Genomic DNA, 25,644 nt, shown 5'->3' with positions numbered 1-25,644 from the left:
GAAAAAAACTCAGAACCTTAGCATCTTAGAACCTTAGCACCTCTAAATATTCCCTATTCGAATAACGTCAGCAAAAATTCCTGATGCTGTAACAGCTGCTCCGGCACCCGCTCCTTTTATCAATAAAGGCTGATCTACGTAGCGATCTGTGTAAAACAATACAATATTGTCTTTTCCTTCTAAATTGTAAAAAGGATGATCTTTTGGAATGAATTGCAGACCTACGCTTGCTTTTCCATTTTCGAATTGTGCAACGTATTTCAATCTTGAATCTTTGGCTAAAGCTTCGTTGTAAATACCTTCAAAATGAGCAGCGTGTTTGATTAACGATGCAAAAAAGTCTTCGTTGTTTGTTGTCGATAAACAATCTGCAGGCAGGAACGATTCGTTTGCGATCGCGTCAATATCCATTTCATAACCGCTTTCACGAATTAAAATCAGAATTTTACGAGCAACGTCGATTCCGCTTAAGTCAATTTTTGGATCTGGTTCTGTAAATCCTTGAACTCCGGCTTCTTTAACCACATCATGGAAAGAATTGTTTTTGTCGAAATTATTGAAAATGAAGTTCAAACTTCCAGATAAAACCGCCTGAATTTTATGTACTTTATCGCCAGAAGCAATTAAGTTTTTTACCGTGTCTATAATTGGTAATCCCGCACCAACATTTGTTTCAAATAAAAACGGAGCGTTGTATTGGCGAGATAAGCTTTTTAGTTTTTTATAATTATCATAAGCAGATGAACACGCAATTTTGTTGCAAGTTACAACGGCAATACTTTGTTTTAAGAATTGCTCGTACAATTCAGAAACACTTGCATTTGCTGTAATGTCAACAAAAATACTATTACGTAAATTCATTTCTTTTGCACGGAGAATAAATTCTGCCGCATTAACTGGTTCACCTTTGTCTAATGCCGATTTCCAGTCTTTTAATGAAATTCCGTCTTCATCAAAAAGCATTTTTCTAGAGTTCGACAAAGCAATTACACGAACATTAATTTTTAAATTGTCCTTTAAAAATTTTCTTTGGTTGTGAATTTGTTCGATGAATTTTTCTCCCACATTTCCAACTCCCATTACAAATAAGTTGAGTTGTTTTGTGTTTTCTTCAAAGAAATTTTCGTGTAAAGTATTCAATGCTTTTTTAACGTCTCTTTCGTTAATTACAGTCGAGATATTTCTTTCAGAAGCACCTTGAGCAATGGCACGAATATTTACGTTGTTTTTACCTAAAGTACTGAACATTCTTCCGCTTAAACCTTGATGGTTTTTCATATTTTCGCCCACCAAAGCAATAATGCAAAGGTCTTTTTCAACGATGCATGGATCTATTTTGTTTTGAAGTATTTCAATTTCAAAAGCTCTATTAATCGCAGCTTCGGCATTATCAGCATCCGAATTTAAAATTCCAATACAGATTGAATGCTCAGAAGAAGCCTGAGTAATAAATATAACATTAATTTTTTCTTGTGACAAGACTTCAAACAAACGTTTTGATGAACCCGAAACGCCAATCATTCCCGGACCTTCAAGTGTTACAAGCGAAATATTATCGATATGACTGATTCCTTTTACAACAGTATCTTTTGAGGAAACATGGTTGGAAATTAAAGTTCCTTCGGCTTCTGGTTCAAAAGTATTTTTGATTAAAATGGGAATATTTTTTCTTAAAACGGGCTGAATTGTTGGCGGATATAAAACTTTGGCTCCAAAATGCGATAATTCCATCGCTTCCTGATACGAAATGTCGGCAATAGGTCTTGCTTGCTTTACAATTTTTGGATTTGCAGTAAACATTCCGTTTACATCAGTCCAAATTTCTAATTGTTCTGCTTCAAGAGCGCCTGCAACAATTGCAGCTGTATAATCAGAACCGCCGCGGCCTAAAGTAGTAGTAATTCCGTCAGGAGTTTGTGCTATAAAACCAGGTAAAATATTAATTTGCGCTTGATTTTGTGCAAAATATTCTTGAATCAAATTGTTTGATGCTTCAAAATTTACAACTGCTTTACCAAAATTATTATTTGTTTTGATCAATTCGCGGCTGTCTTTATAAACCGCATTTTTGTCAATTTGCTGATAAGCCTGCGCGATGATAAAAGACGAAAGTAATTCGCCAAAACTTAAAATAGTATCAGCAGTTCTAGGAGATAATTCTCCTAATAAAAAACAGCCGTCTAGTAAAGTTTCCAGATGATTTATGATTCTTTTTACATGGCTCAACAAGCTGCTTTGCTCACTTACAGGTATAAGTTCTTTTAGTGTGTCAAGATGTTTTTTCTCTATTTCGGCAACAATATCTCTAAAGCTTTCATCGCTCGCTGCCGCTTTTGCAGCTGCTGATTGCAATAAATCGGTCACTTTGCTAAGCGCAGAAACTACAACAACTAATTGATCTGTTTTTGATTTTTGATTAACAATTTCGAGAACGAGTTTTATATTTTGAGCATTGGCTACCGAAGTTCCGCCAAATTTTAATACTTTCATTTTGATATTTTTTTTCTTTTATGCAAATATTTTATCTATCCAATAACTCTCTTCTTTCAAGAAAAAAGTATAGGTAACCTAGGATTATATGTAAAAATGTATACCCCTAAGGGGTAGTAGTTGTTGTAGTAGAAGTAATGGTAGCAGCAATTGCAACTCTAGTTTGAGTTGTTATTGTAGAATGATATTTTGCGCTGTTACTTTTCATTTTGATTTTTCAAAAGTACTGTTTTTTAGATGTAATTAAAACTCCTTGAGCCTTTTTACGAATATTTTAATAATTCAAATCTCAAAATTTCAATATTGAGTATTTGTTAAAATTAGATAACCTAAATTGAGGTTTTGATATTATTAAGAACTCATTTTGCAATAAAAACCTATTGCAACGAGTTGATTTTTAATGAAAAAATAGGCAAAAAGCGGTAAAAGACTCGATTTTTAGCATTGAGAAAAAAATAAAAGTGAAGAATGACTTGCATTGAAATTTTAATTATTGTGATAAAATGTTGCATTTTAATATTGATTTGTTGAATTTTGACATCTTAAATTGAAAAACATCATGAGAGAAATCCATTATATAAGTACAGAAACATTAAGTTTAGAAGCTTTACAAGAAATCATCGTTCTAGATAAAAAACTTGAATTGTCTGAAGAGGCAAAAGTAAACGTGCAAAAATGCCGTGATTATCTAGATAAAAAGATGGCTTCACATTCAGAACCAATTTACGGAATCAATACCGGTTTTGGATCGCTTTGTAATGTGAAAATCTCTAATGAAAATTTATCACAGCTTCAAGAGAATCTTGTTAAGTCACATGCTTGCGGAACTGGCGAGGAAGTTCCTGCAGCAGTTGTAAAATTGATGCTTTTACTTAAGATTCAATCTTTAAGTTACGGACATTCTGGTGTACAGCTTGTTACATTAGAGCGTTTGGTTGATTTTTATAATAATGATATTCTGCCGGTTATTTATACGCAAGGTTCATTAGGAGCTTCTGGAGATTTAGCGCCGCTAGCACATTTATCTTTGCCATTATTAGGCGAAGGTGAAGTGTTTTTTGAAGGTAAAAGAATGGCTTCTGCCGAAGTTTTAAAACATTTTAACTGGGAGCCAATTGTGCTTCAGTCAAAAGAAGGTTTAGCTTTGTTAAACGGAACTCAGTTTATGAGCGCTTATGGAGCTCACATTTTATTAAAAGCTTATAAATATTCGTATTTGGCAGATTTAATTGGAACAATTTCATTGGAAGGTTTTGATGGAAGAATTGAGCCGTTTAATGAATTGATACATTATATACGTCCGCATAAAGGGCAGATTGTAACAGCACAACGTATTAATGAATTTTTGGAAGGAAGCGAAATTATTGCTCAAGAGAAAAAACACGTTCAAGATCCGTATTCTTTCCGTTGTATGCCTCAAGTTCACGGCGCATCAAAAGATGCCATTGATTATGTTAGAAAAGTATTCAAAACAGAGATTAACTCGGTTACAGATAATCCAAACATATTTATTGAAGCAGATCAGATTATTTCTGGTGGAAATTTCCACGGACAGCCTTTAGCTTTAGCTTTAGATTTTATGGCAATTGCTTTGGCTGAATTAGGAAGTATTTCTGAAAGAAGAACGTATCAATTGATTTCAGGATTGCGTAATCTTCCAGCTTTTTTAGTTGATAATCCAGGATTGAATTCTGGTTTTATGATTCCGCAATATACAGCAGCAAGTATTGCAAGTCAGAACAAACAACTAGCAACTCCGTCAAGTATAGATAGTATTGTTTCGAGTAATGGACAAGAAGATCACGTGAGTATGGGAGCAAACGGAGCTACTAAAGCTTTGCGTGTTATGGATAATTTAGAGCGAATTTTGGCAATCGAATTGTTAAATGCTTCGCAGGCAATTGCCTACAGAGAACCTTTGAAATCAAGCGATTTTATTGAAATGTTCTTGAATAGCTATAGAGAAGTCGTGCCTTTGGTAAAAGAGGATAGAATCTTACATTATGACATTGAAAAGACCATTTCGTTCCTTGATAGTTTCCAAATTGAAAACGATTTGTTAACAATGGCTTAACATTGTAAAATATTATTGAAGTAATTTTGCACTATCAAAAATATAAAAATGTCAATAAACAGTATTTTCCAATTTTTAGTGCCGAAAGACAAGAAATTCTTTCCACTTTTTGAAGAGGCTTCAAGCAATTTAATTGAATTAGCTTCTAATTTACACGAAGCTGTAAACCTTCCATTGAAAGAAAGAGAAGTTCTTTTTCAAAAAATTGATGAATTAGAGCAAAAAGGTGAAGATATTACGCGTCAAACCAATCTTGAATTGAGTAGAAATTTTATTACTCCATTTGATAGAGAGGATATTCATACCCTGATTACTTCTATTGATAACGTTGCTGATTACCTTCATGGAGCAGCAAGTCGTATGAAATTGTATCAAGTTGATAAGATTACAAAATCGATCAGAAAGATGACAGAAATCAACCTTGAAGCTTGTCAAAACATTGACAGTGCAGTAAAAGAGTTGAGAAACTTAAAGAATTTTAAAGTTATCAAAGATTCTTGTGCTAGAATTAACAAGCTGGAAAACAAGTCTGATAATGTATATAACAAAGCAGTTTTTGAAATTTTTGAAAACGAAACAGATGCTAAAAATATTATTAAATATAAAGAAGTGTTATCTGTTTTAGAATCAGCAACAGACAAGTGTAAGAGTGTTGCTAACATACTAGAATCTATTTCTGTAAAACATTCTTAATTCAATTTTTCATTCTGAAGTTATAATTTTATGACGCTACTTATATTAATTATAGTATTAGCTTTAATATTTGATTACATCAATGGTTTTCATGATGCGGCAAATGCTATAGCGACTGTTGTTGCTACAAAGGTTTTAACGCCTTTTCAGGCCGTTCTTTGGGCAGCATTTTTTAACTTTCTGGCTTATTGGGTTTTCGGATTTGGTGTTGCGGATACTGTTGCTAAAACAGCGCACACAATGGAAATTAACCTAGTGGTAATTCTTGCTGGTGTTATTGCGGCAATCTGTTGGAACTTACTAACTTGGTGGTTAGGAATTCCTTCAAGTTCTTCACATACTTTAATTGGAGGTTTTGCGGGAGCAGCTGTTGCGCATGCAATTGCAGTTCATGGTTTCTCTGGTTATATTGGTGAAGACGGAACAACACATTATTGGTATGAAATTGTAAGCTGGTACAAGGCAGGAAAAGATGGTGCAATGCCTTCGGGAGTTCTTATTATCATTGCATTTATTGTTTTAGCGCCTTTATTAGGAGCTTTGGCTTCGTACTTAATTTCGATCTGGCTTTTAAATGCTTCTCGTAAAAGTATTGGTCCTAAGATTTTTACAGGACTTTTGATGATTGCAACTGTATGGTTTGTATATACTCAAATGATTCCTTATTCTGAAATCGAAAAACCTAGATTTGACTCGCACTTTTGGAGTGTTGCTTTTGAAGGTCATAATATTAAATGGTTTTTAGTTGCCTTTATTATTTTAACGGTAAGTACTTTTTGTTTGATATTCAGTAGTTTGAATCTTCATCAGGCTGATGCTGCTTTGAAAAAAATGCAATTATTATCTTCTGCAGCTTTTAGTTTAGGTCACGGAGGAAATGATTCTCAAAAAGTAATGGGTATTATCGCTGCTGCGGTTGCGGTATATATCAATACAAATCCTGGTGTTCATATGGATGCTTGGTTAGATGTTGTTTTACCAAATGATGATTTAGGTATTAAAGGAGTAATGCCGGGATGGATTCCGTTAGCGTGTTATTCTGCAATTGCTGCGGGAACTTTAAGCGGTGGATGGAAAATTGTGAAAACAATGGGTTCTAAAATCACAAAAGTAAGTTCGTTTGAAGGTGTTGCTGCAGAAACGGCAGGTGCATTAACGCTTTATTTTACAGAGCATTTGAAAATTCCTGTAAGTACAACGCATACTATTACTGGATCTATCATTGGAGTTGGATTAACTAAACGTGTATCTGCAGTAAGATGGGGAGTTACGGTAAGTTTAATTTGGGCTTGGGTATTAACTATTCCAATTTCAGCTTTATTAGCAGGTTTGGTTTATTTTGTACTAAGTATATTTATTTCGTAAAGTGATTATTGTGAAATGTGAGTATAAATTGCATTTCATCTAAATATTTAAAAAGCCGATTTCAATTTGAAATCGGCTTTTTTTTGTTTTAAAACTTTTGAAGATTTTTACGATTGTGTTTTCGTTTATAATGTGTTTGTTTTAATTTCTTTTGGTCTTGCGAAATAATGCTGATTGTGCCGTCTATTTCTAACATAGCGAGCTTTATATCTGTTAAATGTTCTAAACCATGTTCACGTGCCGCTTCTTTTAATTCGTCGTGTGATATGTCTAATTTGCTTAAGGCTTTAAAATCAAGTTTTCCGTTATGAATAAGAATCTCGGGTTTATCTAAAAGTAAATTGTTTAATGTTTTATATCGATGAGTCAGCTTTTTTATCGTGAAGTTAATTACAAATAGAACCAAAGCAGCTACTAAACCGCCAACAAGACTGGTATCTGGACCAACCATTGCATTCTGAACCGAATTACTGATTAGGAGGATTAAAATTATATCGGCTGTATTTAATTGCGAAAGTTCTTTTTTGCCGAATATTCGTAAAGCAATTGTCATGAAAAAATAAACGGCAACGCTTCGTATGATAATATCCAAATAAGGGAAGTGCATCATTTTTTTATTCTTTAGTTTTATTAAAGTTAAATAAAAAAGCTTTGTCAAAGTTTGAAAACTTTGACAAAGCTCTTAAATAATTAATTGTTTTCTTAACCAGCGCATTTTACCCAGATATCTCTAGTGTCAATGATTTTCCAAATATTATCTTTTTTTTCTAAGTACACTGATCTTCCATATGGTAATTCTTTGGAATAGCAATCAATTTCCATGTAGGCTTTTTTGTTATCTTCAGAAAATATAGGAATTGATAATATTATATAATCGTTTGTTTTATCTATTTCTGATTCTGGAATTGTTTTTAGTTTTTTTGATATTTTTTCAGGTAATGTGTATTTTAAAAAGCAATTGTTTTGTTCTACAAAATTTATTGAATCTTTATCCTTGAATATTTTTTGTCCTTCTATATTGGCATTCAATAACATTTCAATATAGATTTCTGTGTTCTCTAGAATTCGTGGTAAACGCGGAGGGAGCTTTACAATTACGGGTTCTTTAGTTGATTTTGCATGTATACCCTCAGTGTTGATTTTAAGTTTTTTAAAACTGCTGCAAACACGGTAAGAATCTTTAGAATTCTCAATATTTTTTTGTTTGATTAAAGCTTCTAGTATTTTTTCGGTTTCAATCTTTCTAATTTTTTCATTATTGGTACAATCATTTTTATTGCAGCCAAATGTAATTAAGATTAGAAAGATTGTGAATTGCTTCATTAATAAATTACTTAAAGATTTCTTAATTATAGTTTGAAATTTTTCTCAATAGCTTTAATCATTTCTCCAGCGACATCTTTATTTGTTGCGCCTTCAATTCCTTCAAGACCTGGTGAAGAGTTTACTTCAAGTAATAACGGGCCTTTAGAGGAACGAATAATATCGACTCCAGCCACTTTTAAATCCATTGCTTTTGCGGCTTTAATGGCGATCTTTTTCTCTTCGGCAGTTACTTTTATTACAGATGCAGTTCCGCCAAGGTGAATATTGGCTCTAAACTCGCCCGGCATAGCTTCACGCTGAATGGCGGCAACTACTTTCCCGTCGATTACAAAGCAGCGAATATCTTTTCCGTTGGCTTCTTTAATGAATTCTTGAACTAGAATATTTGCATTTAAACTTTTAAAAGCATTGATAACACTTTCTGCTGCTTTTTTAGTTTCGGCTAAAACAACTCCTTTTCCTTGTGTTCCTTCCAGTAATTTTACAATTAAAGGCGAACCTCCAACCATTTTAATTAAGTTGTCTGTATCAAGCGGAGAATTAGCAAAACCAGTTGTTGGAATATCAATTCCGCTGTTTAAAAGTAATTGCAACGAATATAATTTATCGCGAGATTGTGTTATGGCTGTTGCTGAGTTTAAACAGAAAACTTTTAAAGCTTCAAACTGACGTGTTAATGCGCAACCATAGAATGTAATACTTGGTCGGATTCTTGGAATAATAGCGTCAAATTGATTTAAAATTTTTCCGCCTCTGTAATGAATTTCAGGAGTTTTGGCATCCAGTTTCATGTAGCATTCTTTAATATTTAAAAAATGCATTTCATGACCGCGCATTTCGCCCGCTTCCATGATTCTTTTATTGCTGTATAATTCAGGATTACTGGCTAATAGTCCAATTCGTAAACCTGAACTGGCTTTTTCTGAATTTTGATATAATTCTTTAAGAGATTCTGGAGTTGGCTGTCCAAGAAGGTATTTTTCTTCTGGATCGACCAATACACGACCGCTCATGGCTTCACGTCCTAAAAGCATTCTAAAGCCCATAGAGTCACGATTGGTCAAAGTCATTTCGATTGGCCATTTTGAATCGCCAATTTTAATGCTGGTTTGAATTACGTAACGATGCTCTCTAAAACCGCTTGAGCTTTTTACAATTCTTTTGTCAACCAATGGTGCTTCACAATGAATGATGGTTTTAATGTTGTTTTGAATTGGATTAATGTCAAATTTCACCCAATTGGCATCATTTTTTATAAAAGGAGCTATGTTTATGGCGTGCATTGCTGATGTTTTGGCACCAGAATCAACCCGAGCCTTGATTGTCGGGATTCCTAGTTCTGGAAATGAGCACCATTCTTCGCTGCCTAAAATGACTTTGTGTTGAAGCATACGTTGTTTTTTATTATAGAATTTAATATCCAAAAATAGCTATTTGCTTTTACTAAAGATAGTAAATTATCCAAAAAAAATACCCGTTATGTTATGAAAACGTAACGGGTATATTATTTTTGTTATAAATTTAAATCATTTTATTGATTTGTAGGTTCTTCAGCTTTGTGAATTTCTACTGAAAGCTCTTGTGAGTCATCTTTTAAATCCATCATTATTTCATCACCTGAATGTATTTTTGAAGTGATGATTTCTTCGGCTAATAAATCCTCAACATATTTTTGGATTGCTCTTTTCAACGGTCTTGCACCAAATTGTCTGTCAAAGCCTTTTTCAGCAATAAATGCTTTTGCTTTGTCAGTTAAGCTTAGTTTGTAACCTAATTCAGCAATACGAGAATATAGTTTTTTAAGTTCAATTTCGATAATTAAATCAATATCAGCTTTTTCTAATGCGTTGAATACGATTACGTCGTCAATTCTGTTTAAGAATTCAGGAGCGAAAGTTTTCTTCAAAGCATTTTCGATAATGCTTTTAGAGTTTTCATCGGCTTGAGCTACTTTTGCAGCAGTTCCGAATCCTACACCTTGTCCAAAATCTTTTAACTGACGTGCTCCAACGTTAGATGTCATGATAATTATAGTGTTTTTGAAGTCAATTTTACGACCTAAACTATCTGTTAAATATCCATCATCTAAAACTTGAAGCATCATATTAAACACGTCTGGATGCGCTTTTTCGATCTCATCTAAAAGAACAACACAATATGGTTTTCTACGAACTTTTTCAGTCAATTGTCCGCCTTCTTCGTAACCTACGTATCCCGGAGGCGCTCCAACTAAACGAGAAATTGCAAATTTTTCCATGTATTCGCTCATGTCGATACGAACTAATGCATCTTCTGAATCAAATAATTCTTTTGCAAGAACTTTTGCTAATTGCGTTTTACCAACACCAGTCTGACCTAAGAAAATAAATGAACCAATTGGTTTGTTAGGATCTTTAAGTCCGGCTCTGTTACGTTGTATAGAACGTGCAATTTTAAGAACCGCTTCGTTTTGACCAATTACTTTATTCTGAATTAATTCAGGTAATTGAGCTAATTTGTTGCTTTCTGTTTGTGCAATTCTGTTTACAGGAATTCCTGTCATCATCGAAACAACATCGGCTACGTTATCTTCTGTAACTTCAATTCTGTTGTTTTTAGAATCTTCTTCCCATTGTTCTTGCGCAGCAGCTAGATCTTTTTCGATGCGTTTTTCATCGTCGCGAAGTTTGGCAGCTTCTTCATATTTTTGTTTTTTAACTACCATGTTTTTCATTTCACGAACTTCTTCTAACTGGCGTTCTAAATCCAAAATTTGTTTAGGAACGTCAATATTAGTGATGTGAACGCGAGATCCTGCTTCGTCAAGAGCATCGATAGCTTTGTCTGGTAAGAAACGCTCAGACATATATCTGTTTGTTAATTTAACGCAGGCTTCAATTGCTTCTTGGGTGTAAGTCACATTGTGGTGATCTTCGTATTTGTCTTTTACGTTATTTAAAATTGCAATTGTTTCTTCAACAGAAGTTGGTTCAACAATTACTTTTTGGAAACGTCTTTCTAAAGCTCCGTCTTTCTCAATATATTGTCTGTACTCGTCTAGAGTAGTAGCACCAATACATTGAATTTCTCCTCTTGCTAAAGCAGGTTTGAACATGTTTGAAGCATCAAGTGAACCTGTGGCTCCGCCGGCACCTACAATAGTGTGAATTTCGTCAATGAAAAGAATAATATCGTCGTTTTTTTCAAGCTCGTTCATCACGGCTTTCATTCTTTCTTCAAACTGTCCTCTGTATTTTGTTCCAGCAACTAAACTTGCTAAATCAAGTGTTACAACGCGTTTGTGGAAAAGAATACGAGATACTTTCTTCTGAATAATACGCAAAGCAAGTCCTTCTGCAATAGCAGATTTACCAACTCCGGGTTCTCCAATAAGAAGCGGATTGTTCTTTTTTCTACGGCTTAGAATTTGTGAAACGCGTTCAATTTCTTTTTCGCGTCCAACAACTGGATCTAGTTTTCCTTCTTCCGCCATTTCTGTTAAATCTCTCCCAAAATTATCCAAAACCGGAGTTTTAGATTTTTTGTTTGACTTATTGGCTGGATTATTGAAACTACTTTCTTTTAGACTGTCATCTTGTCCTGAATCGTCATTATACGATTCGTTTCTTGGCAAGTTTTCTAAGAATTCTTCTTCGTTTGGCGTCATGTTTAAATATTGTTCTTTAGCTATGTCATAATCTATTTTTAGTTTATTCAACAGCTTGGTTGTTGGATCGTTTTCGTTTCGTAAGATGCATAAAAGCAAGTGAGCTGTACTAATTGATGAGCTTTGGAATACTTTCGCTTCAAGAAAAGTGGTCTTCAGGGCTCTTTCGGCCTGTCGGGTAAGATGAAGATTTTTCTTTTCGGCATTTACTTCCACGCTGTGGTTAGCTGGACTCAGTATTTCTACTTTCCTGCGTAAATGATCTAAATCGACTGCTAGGTTATTAAGTATATGAATAGCTTTTCCGTTACCATCTCTTAAAATGCCCAGCATTAGATGTTCAGTACCAATAAAGTCGTGTCCTAAACGAAGGGCTTCTTCTTTACTGTATGTAATAACATCTTTTACTCTTGGTGAAAAATTATCATCCATAATATATAATTGGTATTGTAAATTTAGTGAATTACTGTTTGAAAAACAAAAACCGTACCCATCGAGAACTCCTGTCAGCTAATTGACAAAAAAAATAATAAAAAAACAGTTAAAAAACGCTTAATTTATTAACTAAAAGGCAAAATAAAGTTGTTAATAAATCATTGAAATAAGTGTAAGTAAATAGCTGAAAAAATTCCAAAAAAACGTATCTTGGCACGCTTTGAAACTAATATAATTATTTAAACATAACAACTTATGTCTGAAGGAGAAAAGTTAATTCCTATTAACATTGAAGATGAAATGAAATCAGCTTACATCGATTATTCGATGTCAGTAATTGTATCGAGAGCGCTTCCGGATGTTAGAGATGGCTTGAAACCAGTGCATCGAAGAGTTCTTTACGGAATGTATGATTTAGGTGTAACTTCAAGATCTGCCCATAAAAAATCTGCGAGAATTGTAGGAGAGGTTCTGGGTAAGTATCACCCGCACGGAGATACTTCGGTATATGATGCAATGGTGCGTATGGCTCAAGAATGGAGTATGCGTTATTTATTAGTGGATGGTCAAGGTAACTTTGGATCTGTAGATGGAGACAGCCCGGCAGCGATGCGTTATACAGAGGCCAGAATGCGCAAGATTTCTGAAGAAATTATGGCAGATATCGAAAAAGAAACCGTTGATTTTCAATTAAACTTTGACGATACATTATATGAGCCAAAAGTAATGCCTACAAGAGTTCCTACTTTATTAGTAAACGGAGCAACAGGTATTGCAGTTGGTATGGCGACAAATATGCCGCCGCACAATTTAACTGAAGTTATCAATGGTACACTAGCGTACTTAGATAATAATGATATTGAAGTAGATGAATTAATGACGCATATTAAAGCTCCAGATTTTCCAACTGGTGGTGTAATATATGGTTATGAAGGAGTTCGTGAAGCTTTTAAAACAGGTAGAGGACGTATTGTAATGCGCGCCAAAGTTGGTTTTGAAGAAGTTGATGGAAGAGAGTCTATTATTGTTACTGAGATACCTTATCAAGTTAACAAAGCCGAGATGATCAAACGTACGGCTGATTTAGTAAACGAGAAAAAGATTGAAGGTATTGCAAATATTCGTGACGAGTCTGATAGAAATGGTATGCGTATCGTTTATATTTTGAAACGTGATGCTACACCAAACGTAGTTTTAAATACCTTATATAAATATACTTCATTACAATCTTCTTTCAGTGTAAATAATATTGCATTGGTTAAAGGACGTCCTCAATTGTTGAATCTAAAAGATATGATTCACTACTTTATTGAGCATCGTCATGATGTAGTAGTTAGAAGAACGCAGTTTGAATTACGCAAAGCAGAAGAAAGAGCTCATATTTTAGAAGGTTTAATTATTGCTTCGGATAATATTGATGAAGTAATTGCAATTATTAGAGGTTCTAAAAATACTGAAGAAGCTCGTGAGAAATTAATCGAAAGATTTAGTTTGTCAGATATTCAAGCTCGTGCTATTGTAGAGATGCGTTTACGTCAGTTAACAGGTCTGGAGCAAGATAAATTAAGAGCTGAGTTTGAAGAGTTAATGAAATTAATCGAGCATTTGAAAGCTTTATTAGCAGATGTTAATTTAAGAACGAATTTGATTAAAGAAGAATTGGAGGAAATTCGCGATAAATATGGTGATGATCGTCGTTCTCAAATTGAATATTCAGGTGGAGACGTAAGTATTGAGGATTTAATTGCTGATGAAAATGTAGTCATTACAATTTCTCATGCTGGTTACATTAAACGTACAAATCTTACTGAATACAAAACTCAAAATAGAGGAGGAGTTGGACAAAAAAGCGCAGGAACAAGAGATCAGGATTTCCTTGAGCATATGTTCGTTGCGACAAACCACCAATATATGATGTTCTTTACGCAAAAAGGAAAATGTTTCTGGATGCGTGTTTACGAAATTCCAGAAGGAAGTAAAACAGCTAAAGGAAGAGCAATTCAGAATTTAGTGAATATTGAAAGCGATGATAAAGTAAAAGCTTTCATTTGTACGCAAGACTTAAAAGACAAAGATTATATCAATACTCATAATCTTGTAATGGTTACCAAACAAGGACAGGTTAAGAAAACTTCTTTAGAGAAATATTCTAAACCTCGTGCAAATGGTGTTGCCGCTATTACAATTAAAGAAGGAGATGAGTTACTTGAAGCGAAATTAACTGATGGAGAAAGCCAAATTATTTTAGCTGTTAAATCAGGTAAATTGGTTCGTTTTGAAGAAACAAAAACACGTCCGATGGGAAGAACAGCTTCAGGAGTTCGTGGAATTACTTTAAAAGATGAAACTGATGAAGTAATTGGTATGGTTACTGTTGCTAAAAATGATGTAAACGATTCGCAAATTCTTGTTGTAACTGAAAATGGATACGGAAAACGTACCAAATTAGTTGATGAAGATGGTGAAGATGTTTATAGAATTACAAACCGTGGAGGTAAAGGGGTTAAAACTCTTAATATCACTGAGAAAACAGGAAAACTTATCTCAATTAGTGCTGTAACAGATGCGGATGATTTGATGATTATTAATAAATCTGGATTAACAATTAGAATGGCTATTGAGGATTTACGCGTTATGGGACGTGCTACTCAAGGTGTGAGATTGATTAACCTTAAAGGAAAAGACTCTATCGCTGCTGTTACAAAAGTAATGAAAGATGATGCTGAAGAAGTTGTTGTAGATGAAGATGGCAACGTTATTGAAAATGCAATCGAAAGAGTTAAACCAGACTTGGAAGTTCTTGAAGATGACGGTGTTGTAGAAGATGACGATGATGATGACTCTGAAGAAGAAATTGAAGACGAAGACGATTCAGAGGAAGAAGAATCAGAAGAATAATTATAAACCACTAAAATAAAATTAAATATACAAATTGAACATTATGAAAAGTAAATATGTAATACTTGCATCAGCTCTACTGATTTCAGTAGCTACTTTTGCTCAAAAAGATCAAATTAAAAATGCTGAGAAGGCATTAAAAGGCGGTGATGCTCAAGGAGCGATCACGATATTAAAAGATGCTCAAAACTTGATCGCTAATGCTAAAGATGTTGAGCAGGCTCAGTACTATTTTGTACAAGGAAATGCTTTTTTAGAGTTAGCAAATAAAAAAGTTGAAGAAAGTAAAAACTTATCTGCAGCTGCTGACAGCTATAAAAAATTAATTGAAGTTGAAAAAGCATCAGGAAAACAAAAGTATTCAACTCAAGGAGCGGCATCAATTACTGAAATTAAAGGTAAATTGATTAATTCTGCAATTGCTGATACTCAATCTAACAAAAGTGCTGAAGGAGCTAAAAAATTATATGAAGCTTATTTGTTAGATAAAAACGATACTATCAATTTGTATTATGCAGCTTCGACAGCAGTAAATGCTCAAGATTTTGATAGTGCACTTCCAATGTATGAAGAGTTGAAAAAATTAAACTATTCAGGAAAAGGAACGATGTATACTGCAATAAATAAAGCAAACAGTAGTGAAGATGGTTTTAACAATGCAAAAGAAAGAGATTTAGCTGTAAAGTTAGGAACTCACGAAAAACCTAAAACAGAAACTATTCCTTCAAAAAGAGGTGAAATTTATAAAAACTTAGCGTTGATTTTAGTTCAAAAAGGGCGTACTGAAGATGCTAAGAAAGCGATTTCTGATGCTAGAAAAACAAATCCAGAAGATACTTCTTTGATTTTGACAGAAGCGAATTTATATTTAGAAACTAAAGATTTCGATATGTATAAAAAATTGGTTGGTGAAGCTTTAGAAAAAGAACCAAACAATGCTGATTTAGTTTTTAATTTAGGTGTATTAAGTGCAAATGCAAAGAATACTGCTGATGCTGAGAAATATTACTTAAAAGCTATCGAAATCAATCCTAGTTATACTAATGCATACCTTAACCTTGCTGCGTTAAAATTAGAAGCTGAAAGACCAATTATTGATGAGATGAATAAATTGGGAACTTCTGCAAAAGATATGAAACGTTACGATGTTTTAAAAGCACAAAGAGAGCAAGTTTTCAAAGGAGTAATTCCTTACCTTAAAAAAGCAAACGAGTTAGATCCTAAAAACGAAGATGTTTCTAAAACATTATTAGGAGTTTACAAAGCGTTAGAAATGACTGCTGAAGCAAAAGCTTTAAAAGCGACAATGAACTAATCTTTTACGCGTTATATAAAGAAAAAAACCATCAGCCGCGGCTGATGGTTTTTTTTATGCTTTGTTTTCAGCTTAATTTACTAGTGCTGCTGAAAGAGTAATTGTCGTGTTTAAGAGTTTAGAAATCGGACAGATTTCTTTTGCTTTTGCGGCTGTTTTTTCAAACTCTTCTGCAGAAATTTCAGGAACTTTTCCTTTTAAGTCCAAATGAATTAAAGTAATAGAACCGTCTTCAAAAGTTACTGTCGCTTCTGTAGATAGATCATCGGCAGTAAAACCTGCTTCGTTAAGTAAAAAACTTAATTGCATCGTAAAACAGCCTGAATGAGCTGCAGCGACTAATTCCTCAGGATTTGTACCAACACCATCTGCAAATCTAGTCTTAAAAGAGAGTTGTGCTTTGTCTAAAGTTGTGCTTTGCGTACTTATAGTTCCTTTTCCTTCCATACCTGTTCCTTGCCAATTGGCATTTGCTTTTCTTGTAAATTTCATTTTCTGTCGTTATTAGAATTAATACTAGTGTGGTTACTTTGTTGATTATCAAATATAAACAATATTTTTTAGAACGGTTTTACGAAGTTTGATGATAATGTTAAATTTCGGGTTGAAATGAGATTAAGGTTGGGGCGAATTTTACCGCAAAGCGCGCTAAGATTTTTGTTTTACATTGCGGTTAGAAAAACACAAAGTTTGCATATAAAACTTTGCGTGCTTTGCGGTGAAAAAAAACGTTTTAACATAAAAAAGGTGTAACGAATAAATCATTACACCTTTTTTTATTTTTTAAACTTAAAACCTTATTCTTGACCTAAGTTTCTTAATTGTTTCAATTTATCTTTCCAGACATCAAGACTTTCTTTGTGGATCGCTATATTTTTACGAACTTCAAGAACAATTGAATTCTCTTTTTTTGCATTTTTAGTATTCGCAAAAAACTGAATATTATTTTCTAATTGGAAAATTTCATTTTGAACTTCCTCAATTTTACGCATCAAGAAAATCTTTTCATTGTCTAATTTGCGCGTATCGTTACTGTCGCTCAATGAATCAATTCGATTAGAAAAACGAATCATTTCAGTTTCTTTCTTGCTTAAGCTTAATTTTTCAAAAAGAGCATCAAGGATTTTATTGAATTTTCCTTCAATATGACGTCTTGAAAATGGAACTTTTCCGTAACCTTTCCAGATTTCAATATGCTTTTTAATCGCATCTAAATCAGTTTTATGATCTCCCGTCAACTGATAAGTACGAAGAATATCTAAGTAAGCTTTTTTGTTGTCAAAAGCAGCAACTTCATCACCGTTTTCTTCTGATTTATGTTCTTTTAGTTTATCGAAATAATGGTTACAAGCGTCTTTGAATTCTTTCCAGATTTTGTCTGAATATTTTTTAGGAACGTGACCAATCTGTTTCCATTCTTCTTGAATTTGTTTCATGATTGGAGTAGTTGCATTAAAGTCAACACTTTCCTGTAATTCTTTAGCTTTGGCAACAAGAGCCATTTTCTTATTCAAATTGTCGTTTTGATCTTTTTTAATGTCTTTATAAAACGAATTTTTAAATGCATTAAAGTTTCTTACGGCAGTTTTGAATGCAGCCCAAGTCTCTTCATTTACTTCTGATGGTACTTTTCCTGCTGCGAAAAACTCATTTCGAAGCGTTTCAACTTTTTGAATTTGCACCAGCCATTGCGAATGTGAATTTACTTTCTCTGTTCCTAAAACTTCAATCTTAGCAATGATTTCTTTTTTTGCTTCAAGATTGTTGTGTTCGTTTGCACGCTGACTTTCAAACAAAAGTTCTCTTTTGTCATGAATCTTTTTTGTCAATTCACTAAACTTGTTCCAGATAGTATCACGGTGCTCTTTAGAAACAGGACCAATATCTTCTTTCCAAAGTCTATGTAAATCTTGTAATTCGCGGAAAGCCTTGCTTATGTCGATTTCGTTTACAAGTTCTTCAACTCTTGCAATAATTTTTTGCTTTTGCTCTAAATTGTGTTTAAAGTCTAAGTCTCTTGCTTCACGATCTAAATGCAGATAATCATAAAAATTTTCTACATGAAAATGGTAGTTGTTCCAAACGTGATTGTATTTGTCTTTAGGAATCGCTCCAGCATTTTTCCATCTTTCTCTTAAATCATTAAAATGTTTAAGAGTATCTTTTATGTTTTCCTGCGGATTTATCAGCTCTTTTAGTTCTTCTACAATCGCAAGACGATTGTCTAAGTTTGATTTTAAGTTGCTTTGCAAATGTTTAAAGTGAGCATTTCTTTTCTCTCTAAAAACATTATAATATTCATCAAATTTAGATTTCAAAGGAGAATGATATTCAAACTCTTCGTTTGGATCTTCTTTTGAAGCGTTAAACTCTTCTTTTTTCTCTTCTATAAGATGATTGTATTGTAGTAAAAATGATTTCTTTATTTCTTCAATATGGTCTTTTACAGACATTACTTTGTCTATACTTACAAGTTTCTTTAACTCGTCAACAAGGGCGTCTAATGTAAACGTGTGATAATCCTTCATAGGAATATCATGACGCTCTTTCAGCGTTTCGTCTTCACTTTCTTCAGCATTAGAATTTGTGATGGCATCCAACGCATTTTGATGATCTGTCTCCTCAGTTTCTACATTTTTTTCTTCTTCAATTTCAGTATTCGAAATTGAATTTTCAGATACTGTTTCAGAAACGGGAGTTTCTATAGTATCGTTTTGTGTAGAATCAGTAGTATCGATTTCTAATTTTCCGTCTGCTTCTTGCAGGTTATCATTCTTTTCTTCTAACATTTTAAATGTATAAGGTTTTTACTTTAACAGTGCGAAAGATAGTAAAGGTGTTTCTAAATACAAAATAAATCGTTTGTTTATACGCTATTTTACGATGAAATTCTTATTTAATGAAGATGTTTAGAAATATGATATCTGTTTTTTAGATTTTTTTTTGAAGTAAATTTAAATTGAGAATAGATATCCTTTTAAGAAAAAAGCTTGAAAATTTGCATTTCTATTGAGGAGTATTACTTTTATTATAAGAATGGAGAATAGGAGAGATCGTTAAATAATCTTTTATAGAAATTTTTTAAAACAGAATCAACATCCCGACTTCAATGCCAAAGTTGTAGGTTTTGTAACTACCAAAAGCAATACTTGGATGAACATATGCCATATCATTTTTGGTAATCTTTCTGCCAAACTCTACAAAAGCATTATTAGGAAAACCTTTGTTTATGGCATTGTATCTAAAAGCGGCGTCTGCAGCAATCCAGTTTTTACCAATAATGTACATAAAGTAGTTTTCGAATGCGGTGGTATTAATGTCATTTCTGTTACTGGATCCTGCAAAACTGCTTTGATTTTCTAATGAAGTAATCCATAGAAGTTTATTCGGAATTAGATATTTTCCGAAAAATACTGCAGGAGCAAATATCCATTTTCCAGATCCTAAAGCAGGATCGGCCGCTGAATTTGAAAGCACTCTTGCACGGAAAGCGATGCCTCCATTTTTTTGTTCTAAGTAGGGTATATAGCTTACGCCAACACCAATATCTCCAATTCCGGTTTTATTGATAGAAGAAGTATTTGAAGAAACTAACGGAAGATCGACTCTTAAATTCCATGCTTTGTTTGCAATTGGATGTAAGAATCGAAGTTCAGTTGTATTAAACGAGCCATTGTCTGTATCTAAATATTCATTAAAAAGTAAAATTGTTTTTAGATAGTAATGATAACGGGCTTCTGAATAAAGGTTTGATGAATTTATGTCGATATCACTAGAGTCCTGTGCCTTTGCAGAAAATGTAATCAAAAAGCATATAAAAAAAAATAGTGGCAATTTTTTCATAACTACTTATTAATGAGTAGTCTAATTTATGAAAAAATACTTTACTATTTTTATTTTATGCGCATATTACTTGTTCCATATTTTCCAAGCTTTTTCTGCCTGAAAAATAAGCATATCGTATCCATTTTTTATTACAGCTCCTCTTTCTTTCGCATTTTTTAAGAATTGAGTTTCTGCCGGATTGTAAATTAAGTCATATGCAATGTGCTTGTCTGTAAAAAACTCGTACGGAAGATCCGGACAAGCCTCTATATTTGGACTTGTGCCTACAGGTGTACAATTGATAATTATTTTGAAATTATCAAAAGTAGTGGCGTTGATTAAATTATAGTCAATGATATTTTCTTTTGCTTCTCTTGAAACAAAAATGTACGGAATATCAAGTTCGTCTAGAGCAAAGGCAACGCCTTTTGATGCGCCGCCTGTGCCTAGAATAAGTGCTTTTTTATGATGTGGCTCCAATAAAGGTTTTAATGATTTTTTAAAGCCATAATAATCAGTATTGTATCCTTTTAGTTTACCTTTTTTAGTGAATTTAATCGTGTTTACAGCACCAATTAGAGCTGCTTTTTTTGAAAGTTTATCTAAAAAGGGAATGACTTGTTCTTTGTAAGGAATTGTTACATTTAATCCTTTTAAATCAGGATTATTCTTGATTAATCCTTTGAAATGATCAATTTCAGAAATATCAAAATTTTCATAGGTGTTACCGGCAAAAACTTCATCGTTGAATTTCTCTGTGAAATAACCTTTTGAAAATGAGTAACTAATATTACGACCTAGTAAGCCAAAACGTCTTTTTAAAATACCAATCATTATTGTTTTCTGTGTTTTTCGATATAATTTCTAACTGTTTTTTTTGTCCAAACTACTGGAAATAAATCTTCGATTAAAATATAATTATCGAAGTTTAAGCGTAATCCATTACTTAAATGAAATTTTGCTTTTGTGTTATCCTGAATCATAAAGTACAATCCTGCCAAACGATACTCGATTTCATTTTCTTCTGGAAAATATTCAGAAGCTTGTAATAAAGTTTGTATTGCGCTGTCAAATTCTCCTAAAAACTGAAGAATATCAACCCAAAATAACCATGTATCTAAAGCATGATCTCCAAATTCGACTGCTTTTCTATAACCAAATTCAGCTTCTTCAAAAAAGTTCATTTGTTTATTTATGGTTGCATAACGCTTCCAGTATAAACGATTTTGATTGTCGATTGCTAAAGCTTTATTGACAAAAAACAACGCTTTTTGAAAGTTCTTTTGGCGAACATAAAAATCTGTAATGGCAATCCATCCTTTATCTAAAAGAGGATCTTCGTGTACAGTCTGATTGTAATATTGTAACGCTTTTATCGAATTTCCAAGCTTTTCGTAACATTTTCCAATACGCAATAAGGCATAAGAAGTTGCGTCGTCTAATTCGATTGTACGATTATAACTTTCTATTGCTTCGTTGTATTTTTTTAGACGTTCGTAAGCTTTGGCTTTTTCCATAAATGCCCCTAAAAACTCATCGTCTATTAAAGTCGCATAATCAAAAGCGCGAATTGCATTTTCGTATTCTTTTACTCCGTAATGCAAGCGCCCAAGCTGATGCCAAGCAATTTCGCTGTACGGATTTTTATTAATGTACTCGTTCAGATAGAGAATGGCTTCTTGGTTTTGATCTAAAAATTCAAAACAATAAACCACGTTGTATAAGGCAGATTGATCTTCTAAGTCTTCTTCAAGACATTTGATAAAACTGTCTTTTGCCATTTCAAGGTTATCCATAAAAAGATATTCCATTCCAATCAAGTTATACACGTCAGCGTAGTCATCTGTATATTGCAGTGCTATTTTAAGTAATTCTACCGCTTTTTCGTGTTGATCTCTTTTCGAACAAATATTAGCTTTCTGGATATAAATTTCCTCGTTGTTAGGTTCAATCGCATATAACTCGTTTAAAAGCTTTTCAGCGATTTCAAGTTTGTCGTCATAAACCAGCATTTCTACTTGTACTAATTTTAAGCCTGTAGATTTTGGATGTTGGTCTAATGCAAGTTTTAAGGCCTTTTTTGCTAAATTAGCCTTGCCTATGTCTAAATAATGAAGAATGATTTCTTCAAATTCTTCAGAATCAAAAAAGAGTACTTTGTTAGTTTTTAACATCGACTCAAATTTGGATAGGGATAGGTTATAATCTTCTTCTTCGTTGCTTAATTGCATACTTTGTTTTATTTGAAATTAGCCTGTTATAAAATTAGGCAACCATATTATTGATGTGGGAAAGGAAAATTAATTGTTGTGAACAATTTAATTAACAATATGGACAGAATTCCGTTTCTGTTTTTAGTCATAATCTTCTGATAATAAAAAGATTATTTGATTATTATTTTAGTAACTGAGATGTCAAACAGGTTCTAATTGCTTTTGAAATAAGACTTAATTTTTAGTTTGTTCCTTTTTCAATATTTCATCCATAACACTTAAAATTATGGCACAGCCTTCCTTTATTTCTTCTTCTGAAATCGTTAATGGCGGTGTTATTCTTATAGCGCATCCTTCAAAGAGCAGCCAGAATAAAATTAGTCCTTTGTCTTGACAATTTAAAATGACCTGATTGGTTATTTCGGCCGTTTCAGTCATAGTGGCAAGCATTAATCCCTTTCCTCTTACTTCTTTTATCAAAGGATGTACCAAAAGTGATCTAAAGAGTTTTTCTTTCTCTAAAGTTTGCGGCATTAAATTTGTTTCAGTTAATTCCTGCAAAGTAGCAAGACAGGCTGACGCAATGACAGGATGACCTCCAAAAGTAGTAATATGTCCAAGTTTAGGATTCTCGGTTAAAAGATCCATTTTTTCTGCAGAAGCAGTAAAAGCTCCAACAGGCATTCCGCCTCCCATACCTTTTCCCATTACTACAATATCGGGAATAACATCATAGTTTTGAAAGCCAAAAAGTTTTCCTGTTCTTCCAAATCCAGGCTGAATTTCATCTACAATAAACATTGCACCAACTTCATCACAACGCTTGCGCACCTTTTGCAGAAAATTATTCTCGGGCTGAATAAAACCAGCTCCGCCTTGAATAGTTTCTAATAAAATTGCCGCTGTTCTAGTTGTGATTTTTTCTAAATCAGCTTCGTTATTAAAAGTGATAAAATCTACGTCAGGAAGTAAAGGGCGAAAAGCTTGTTTACGCTCTTCAAATCCCATTACACTCATAGAGCCCATTGTGTTTCCGTGATATGCGTTGTGACAAGAAATAAGCTGGCTGCGTCCAGTTGCTCTTTTAGCTAGTTTTAAGGCACCTTCAATTGCTTCTGTACCTGAATTTACTAAATAGGTTTTATTTAAAGATTCTGGAAGCAGAGAAGCCATTAATTTGCAATATTGAACAGCAGGACTTTGCGAATATTCTCCATAAACCATTACGTGCGAATATTTGTCTAATTGGTCTTTTATGGCTTGATTGACTCTCGGATGTTGATGTCCTAGTGTACAAGCTGAAACCCCCGCAACAAAGTCTAAATATTTTTTATTACTAGTATCGTAAATATAGGAACCAATGGCATGCGAAACTTCCATTCCTAATGGGTATGGAGATGTTTGTGCTTGGTATTTTATAAAATCTGGATTCACTATTGTTTGTTTTAAAAGTTTCAGGTTTCATGTTTCAAGTTGACTGAAAACTGATACTGTGACTGAATTTAACCGCAAAGATCGCAAAGTTTGCTAAGTTTTAAATCAAGTTTGTATTATTAAAATGCAAAGTTCGCAAAGTTTCTAAAATGAAAACTGCGACTTACGCTAGGACTAATTTTATAGTAAAGAAATGAAACAGAAAACCGCAACCGCGACTGAGAACTATTTTTTAGTATTAGTGCTTGCTTTCGTAGTATTTGCTTTTGCAGCAGGTTTCTTTTTGTCGTAATCTCGTGTCTCTTTCCTGACTTTCATTGGGACATTCTCTTTAGCTTCCTCGTCCTTTCCTTGCTTTACAAGTTTGTCATTCATTTCATTATCCTCGGCAGTAAAAATATCATCTTTTGATTTTATCCTTTCGTCGCCGCGCCAGACGAAACCTCTCAATTTACGTGCATTTTCAGGTAAATCTTCTTCAGGATAAATATCGCCGTCGACTCTGTTAAAGAATGTAATAGTTTCTACTGCGTTATTTTCTAGAATCAAATTAATTTTACTGCTTACATTTTTATTAATTCCAATTAATTCATTGGCGTCATTCCGCATAAAATAAACAACTTCGGTGTTTTTAATAACATCTACATCGTGAAGTTTACCTTCCTTGAATTTTCCAAATAAATTGAGTCCTTTGACTTGATTGTAACCCGTTCCTAACGTGTCTTTTGAGATAAGGAAAGTATTATTGAGGACTTTTAAAGAATCTAGTTTTTTAGTGTTATTATCACCAATTAAATGCATAATATCACCAGTAATCTGACTGCCGCCATTCCATAAAATTGGATTTCCAATAAGTTTGGTTAAAGCCGTTTTAGAATTAGAATGTATCGAATCACATTTACCGCTCATGTCTGTTTTGAAAAAACGTACATTTTTAAAAGCCCTTAAAATGCGCTCACCTTCTTTTCCTGTAACCATTAGTTTTTGACCGTGAATATATACAGAGTCATTTTCTACAAAGTTAACTGCAACAGCTCTTTTGGTTACAAACATAGAATCTTTTAGTTTGTAAACTTCGGCATAATGACCTTTTACAATACCTCGATTTATAGAATCAGTTATTTTTACATTTCGAGTGGCCGATGCAAATTCGGTATTTCGATTATAATACAAACTATCACCTTCTATAAGTCGATCATCATATTTTATATACGATTTTCGCAAAAAATGAGCGAGGTTTTTCTTGGTGTCATAAAAACCTTTTTCCGTATAAATATAGTTGGCTTTACTTGTTATAGTTGATGGTCCAAGTAAATAGGTGTGTCCTGAATTACTGTAATAATCTAAGTGATTCGATTTTACAACATATTTTGGATTTGTAAGAGTGACTGCAGTTAAAAACTGAAATTTTTTCTCCGCAACAAAGTACTTTCCCGATTTACTAACTAATGTATTGTCTTTGTTGATGATAGTTCCTTTAGTATTATAAAAAACTTCTTGAACATTTCGATCAAAATTGATAGTGTCTGTTTGCAAAGTAGCATCTGGCGAAGTCATTACAGCATTTCCTGTTGCGAATGCTTTTTTGATATTTCCGCTGTATTCTGCATATTTACTGTTTAGAAACAAAGTGTCACCTTGAACCAACTGTACATTTCCGAAGGCTTTTAGATAATTTTCTTTTTGAAAAAAGTAGGCTTTGTTGCAAGTAAGAACAACACCATCATGATTTACCTTTACATTTCCAGTTAGTAAAATTCCGTCAGGTACCAAAACTTGATCAACATCTAAGAAATCAGAATGCTCTATGTTAATTTTTTTTGGCGTCTGAGCAGTTTTTGAAGCTTGTGCAGAAATGAATTGTATGCTTAATAAAAGCAGACAAGATATAAAAAAGAGTAATTTCTTCAAGTGATTAAATTTTTGTCAA

17 protein-coding genes are annotated in these 25,644 nt (G+C 33.3%); 5 read left to right on the top strand and 12 right to left on the bottom strand.

Annotated elements, in window-relative coordinates:
- Positions 1-42: 42 nt before the first annotated feature.
- On the bottom strand, positions 43-2,490 hold the full coding sequence (gene thrA, locus B0A75_RS00500; protein WP_089052335.1) for a bifunctional aspartate kinase/homoserine dehydrogenase I: 2,448 nt from the start codon (positions 2,488-2,490) through the stop codon (positions 43-45).
- 559 nt (positions 2,491-3,049) lie between these two features.
- On the opposite strand from thrA, the gene hutH reads away from it, so the two are divergent.
- From hutH to B0A75_RS00485, 3 genes are read left to right on the top strand one after another with little or no spacing between them, the layout of a single operon-like run.
- Positions 3,050-4,564 carry a histidine ammonia-lyase gene (hutH, locus tag B0A75_RS00495; RefSeq protein ID WP_089052334.1) on the top strand — a complete coding sequence of 505 codons (1,515 nt, stop codon included), beginning with the start codon at positions 3,050-3,052 and terminating at the stop codon, positions 4,562-4,564.
- Positions 4,565-4,612: 48 nt separating this feature from the next.
- On the top strand, positions 4,613-5,257 hold the full coding sequence (locus B0A75_RS00490; protein WP_089052333.1) for a DUF47 domain-containing protein: 645 nt from the start codon (positions 4,613-4,615) through the stop codon (positions 5,255-5,257).
- 30 nt (positions 5,258-5,287) lie between these two features.
- Positions 5,288-6,622 carry an inorganic phosphate transporter gene (locus B0A75_RS00485; RefSeq protein ID WP_089052332.1) on the top strand — a complete coding sequence of 445 codons (1,335 nt, stop codon included), beginning with the start codon at positions 5,288-5,290 and terminating at the stop codon, positions 6,620-6,622.
- A gap of 88 nt (positions 6,623-6,710) precedes the next feature.
- Here the strand turns inward: B0A75_RS00485 and B0A75_RS00480 are convergent, their stop codons facing one another.
- From B0A75_RS00480 to B0A75_RS00465, 4 genes are all read right to left on the bottom strand, one after another.
- Positions 6,711-7,229 carry a DUF421 domain-containing protein gene (locus B0A75_RS00480; RefSeq protein ID WP_089052447.1) on the bottom strand — a complete coding sequence of 173 codons (519 nt, stop codon included), beginning with the start codon at positions 7,227-7,229 and terminating at the stop codon, positions 6,711-6,713.
- A 95-nt stretch (positions 7,230-7,324) separates the two neighbouring features.
- Positions 7,325-7,945 carry a hypothetical protein gene (locus tag B0A75_RS00475; protein WP_089052331.1) on the bottom strand — a complete coding sequence of 207 codons (621 nt, stop codon included), beginning with the start codon at positions 7,943-7,945 and terminating at the stop codon, positions 7,325-7,327.
- Between the two features lie 26 nt (positions 7,946-7,971).
- A complete protein-coding gene (gene rimK, locus B0A75_RS00470) occupies positions 7,972-9,339 on the bottom strand; it encodes a 30S ribosomal protein S6--L-glutamate ligase (protein WP_089052330.1) in 1,368 nt (455 codons plus the stop codon).
- A gap of 140 nt (positions 9,340-9,479) precedes the next feature.
- Positions 9,480-12,026, bottom strand: a complete 2,547-nt coding sequence (locus B0A75_RS00465; protein WP_089052329.1) for an ATP-dependent Clp protease ATP-binding subunit — start codon at positions 12,024-12,026, stop codon at positions 9,480-9,482.
- A 258-nt stretch (positions 12,027-12,284) separates the two neighbouring features.
- Between B0A75_RS00465 and gyrA the strand changes: the two genes are divergently transcribed.
- Together gyrA and B0A75_RS00455 are read left to right on the top strand one after the other, a co-directional pair.
- Entirely contained in the window at positions 12,285-14,927 is a 2,643-nt protein-coding gene (gene gyrA / locus B0A75_RS00460; RefSeq protein ID WP_089052328.1) for a DNA gyrase subunit A, read from the top strand.
- 43 nt (positions 14,928-14,970) lie between these two features.
- Positions 14,971-16,242: a tetratricopeptide repeat protein gene (locus B0A75_RS00455; protein WP_089052327.1), complete on the top strand. Its 1,272-nt coding sequence runs from the start codon at positions 14,971-14,973 to the stop codon at positions 16,240-16,242.
- A gap of 72 nt (positions 16,243-16,314) precedes the next feature.
- On the opposite strand, the gene B0A75_RS00450 is transcribed toward B0A75_RS00455, so the two are convergent.
- From B0A75_RS00450 to B0A75_RS00420, 7 genes are all read right to left on the bottom strand, one after another.
- On the bottom strand, positions 16,315-16,734 hold the full coding sequence (locus B0A75_RS00450; RefSeq protein ID WP_089052326.1) for an OsmC family protein: 420 nt from the start codon (positions 16,732-16,734) through the stop codon (positions 16,315-16,317).
- A 305-nt stretch (positions 16,735-17,039) separates the two neighbouring features.
- Positions 17,040-19,031 (bottom strand): DUF349 domain-containing protein, encoded by a 1,992-nt coding sequence (locus B0A75_RS00445; protein WP_089052325.1) that lies wholly within the window; start codon positions 19,029-19,031, stop codon positions 17,040-17,042.
- Between the two features lie 292 nt (positions 19,032-19,323).
- A complete protein-coding gene (locus tag B0A75_RS00440; RefSeq protein WP_089052324.1) occupies positions 19,324-20,085 on the bottom strand; it encodes a lipid A phosphoethanolamine transferase in 762 nt (253 codons plus the stop codon).
- Positions 20,086-20,151: 66 nt separating this feature from the next.
- Complete coding sequence (locus B0A75_RS00435) at positions 20,152-20,901, bottom strand: shikimate dehydrogenase family protein (protein WP_089052323.1); 750 nt, start codon at positions 20,899-20,901, stop codon at positions 20,152-20,154.
- The gene (locus B0A75_RS00430) at positions 20,901-22,298 is read right to left on the bottom strand and encodes a tetratricopeptide repeat protein (RefSeq protein ID WP_089052322.1); all 1,398 of its coding nucleotides are present in this window, start codon (positions 22,296-22,298) and stop codon (positions 20,901-20,903) included. The genes B0A75_RS00435 and B0A75_RS00430 overlap by 1 nt, the downstream gene beginning before the upstream one ends.
- A gap of 216 nt (positions 22,299-22,514) precedes the next feature.
- Positions 22,515-23,714 carry an aspartate aminotransferase family protein gene (locus tag B0A75_RS00425; RefSeq protein ID WP_089052321.1) on the bottom strand — a complete coding sequence of 400 codons (1,200 nt, stop codon included), beginning with the start codon at positions 23,712-23,714 and terminating at the stop codon, positions 22,515-22,517.
- A 225-nt stretch (positions 23,715-23,939) separates the two neighbouring features.
- The gene (locus B0A75_RS00420) at positions 23,940-25,625 is read right to left on the bottom strand and encodes an OstA-like protein (protein ID WP_089052320.1); all 1,686 of its coding nucleotides are present in this window, start codon (positions 25,623-25,625) and stop codon (positions 23,940-23,942) included.
- Between the last annotated feature and the right edge of the window lie 19 nt (positions 25,626-25,644).

The organism is Flavobacterium oncorhynchi, from assembly GCF_002217355.1.
In the GTDB taxonomy this organism is placed as follows: Bacteria; Bacteroidota; Bacteroidia; order Flavobacteriales; family Flavobacteriaceae; genus Flavobacterium; species Flavobacterium oncorhynchi.
This window is presented reverse-complemented; position numbering and strand designations above follow the sequence as displayed.

Excerpts from the sequence above, each read along its gene's own strand:
- thrA (WP_089052335.1), bottom strand. The coding sequence starts at position 2,490 with ATGAAAGTATTAAAATTTGGCGGAACTTCGGTAGCCAATGCTCAAAAT.
- hutH (WP_089052334.1), top strand. The coding sequence starts at position 3,050 with ATGAGAGAAATCCATTATATAAGTACAGAAACATTAAGTTTAGAAGCT.
- B0A75_RS00490 (WP_089052333.1), top strand. The coding sequence starts at position 4,613 with ATGTCAATAAACAGTATTTTCCAATTTTTAGTGCCGAAAGACAAGAAA.
- B0A75_RS00485 (WP_089052332.1), top strand. The coding sequence starts at position 5,288 with ATGACGCTACTTATATTAATTATAGTATTAGCTTTAATATTTGATTAC.
- B0A75_RS00480 (WP_089052447.1), bottom strand. The coding sequence starts at position 7,229 with ATGCACTTCCCTTATTTGGATATTATCATACGAAGCGTTGCCGTTTAT.
- B0A75_RS00475 (WP_089052331.1), bottom strand. The coding sequence starts at position 7,945 with ATGAAGCAATTCACAATCTTTCTAATCTTAATTACATTTGGCTGCAAT.
- rimK (WP_089052330.1), bottom strand. The coding sequence starts at position 9,339 with ATGCTTCAACACAAAGTCATTTTAGGCAGCGAAGAATGGTGCTCATTT.
- B0A75_RS00465 (WP_089052329.1), bottom strand. The coding sequence starts at position 12,026 with ATGGATGATAATTTTTCACCAAGAGTAAAAGATGTTATTACATACAGT.
- gyrA (WP_089052328.1), top strand. The coding sequence starts at position 12,285 with ATGTCTGAAGGAGAAAAGTTAATTCCTATTAACATTGAAGATGAAATG.
- B0A75_RS00455 (WP_089052327.1), top strand. The coding sequence starts at position 14,971 with ATGAAAAGTAAATATGTAATACTTGCATCAGCTCTACTGATTTCAGTA.
- B0A75_RS00450 (WP_089052326.1), bottom strand. The coding sequence starts at position 16,734 with ATGAAATTTACAAGAAAAGCAAATGCCAATTGGCAAGGAACAGGTATG.
- B0A75_RS00445 (WP_089052325.1), bottom strand. The coding sequence starts at position 19,031 with ATGTTAGAAGAAAAGAATGATAACCTGCAAGAAGCAGACGGAAAATTA.
- B0A75_RS00440 (WP_089052324.1), bottom strand. The coding sequence starts at position 20,085 with ATGAAAAAATTGCCACTATTTTTTTTTATATGCTTTTTGATTACATTT.
- B0A75_RS00435 (WP_089052323.1), bottom strand. The coding sequence starts at position 20,901 with ATGATTGGTATTTTAAAAAGACGTTTTGGCTTACTAGGTCGTAATATT.
- B0A75_RS00430 (WP_089052322.1), bottom strand. The coding sequence starts at position 22,298 with ATGCAATTAAGCAACGAAGAAGAAGATTATAACCTATCCCTATCCAAA.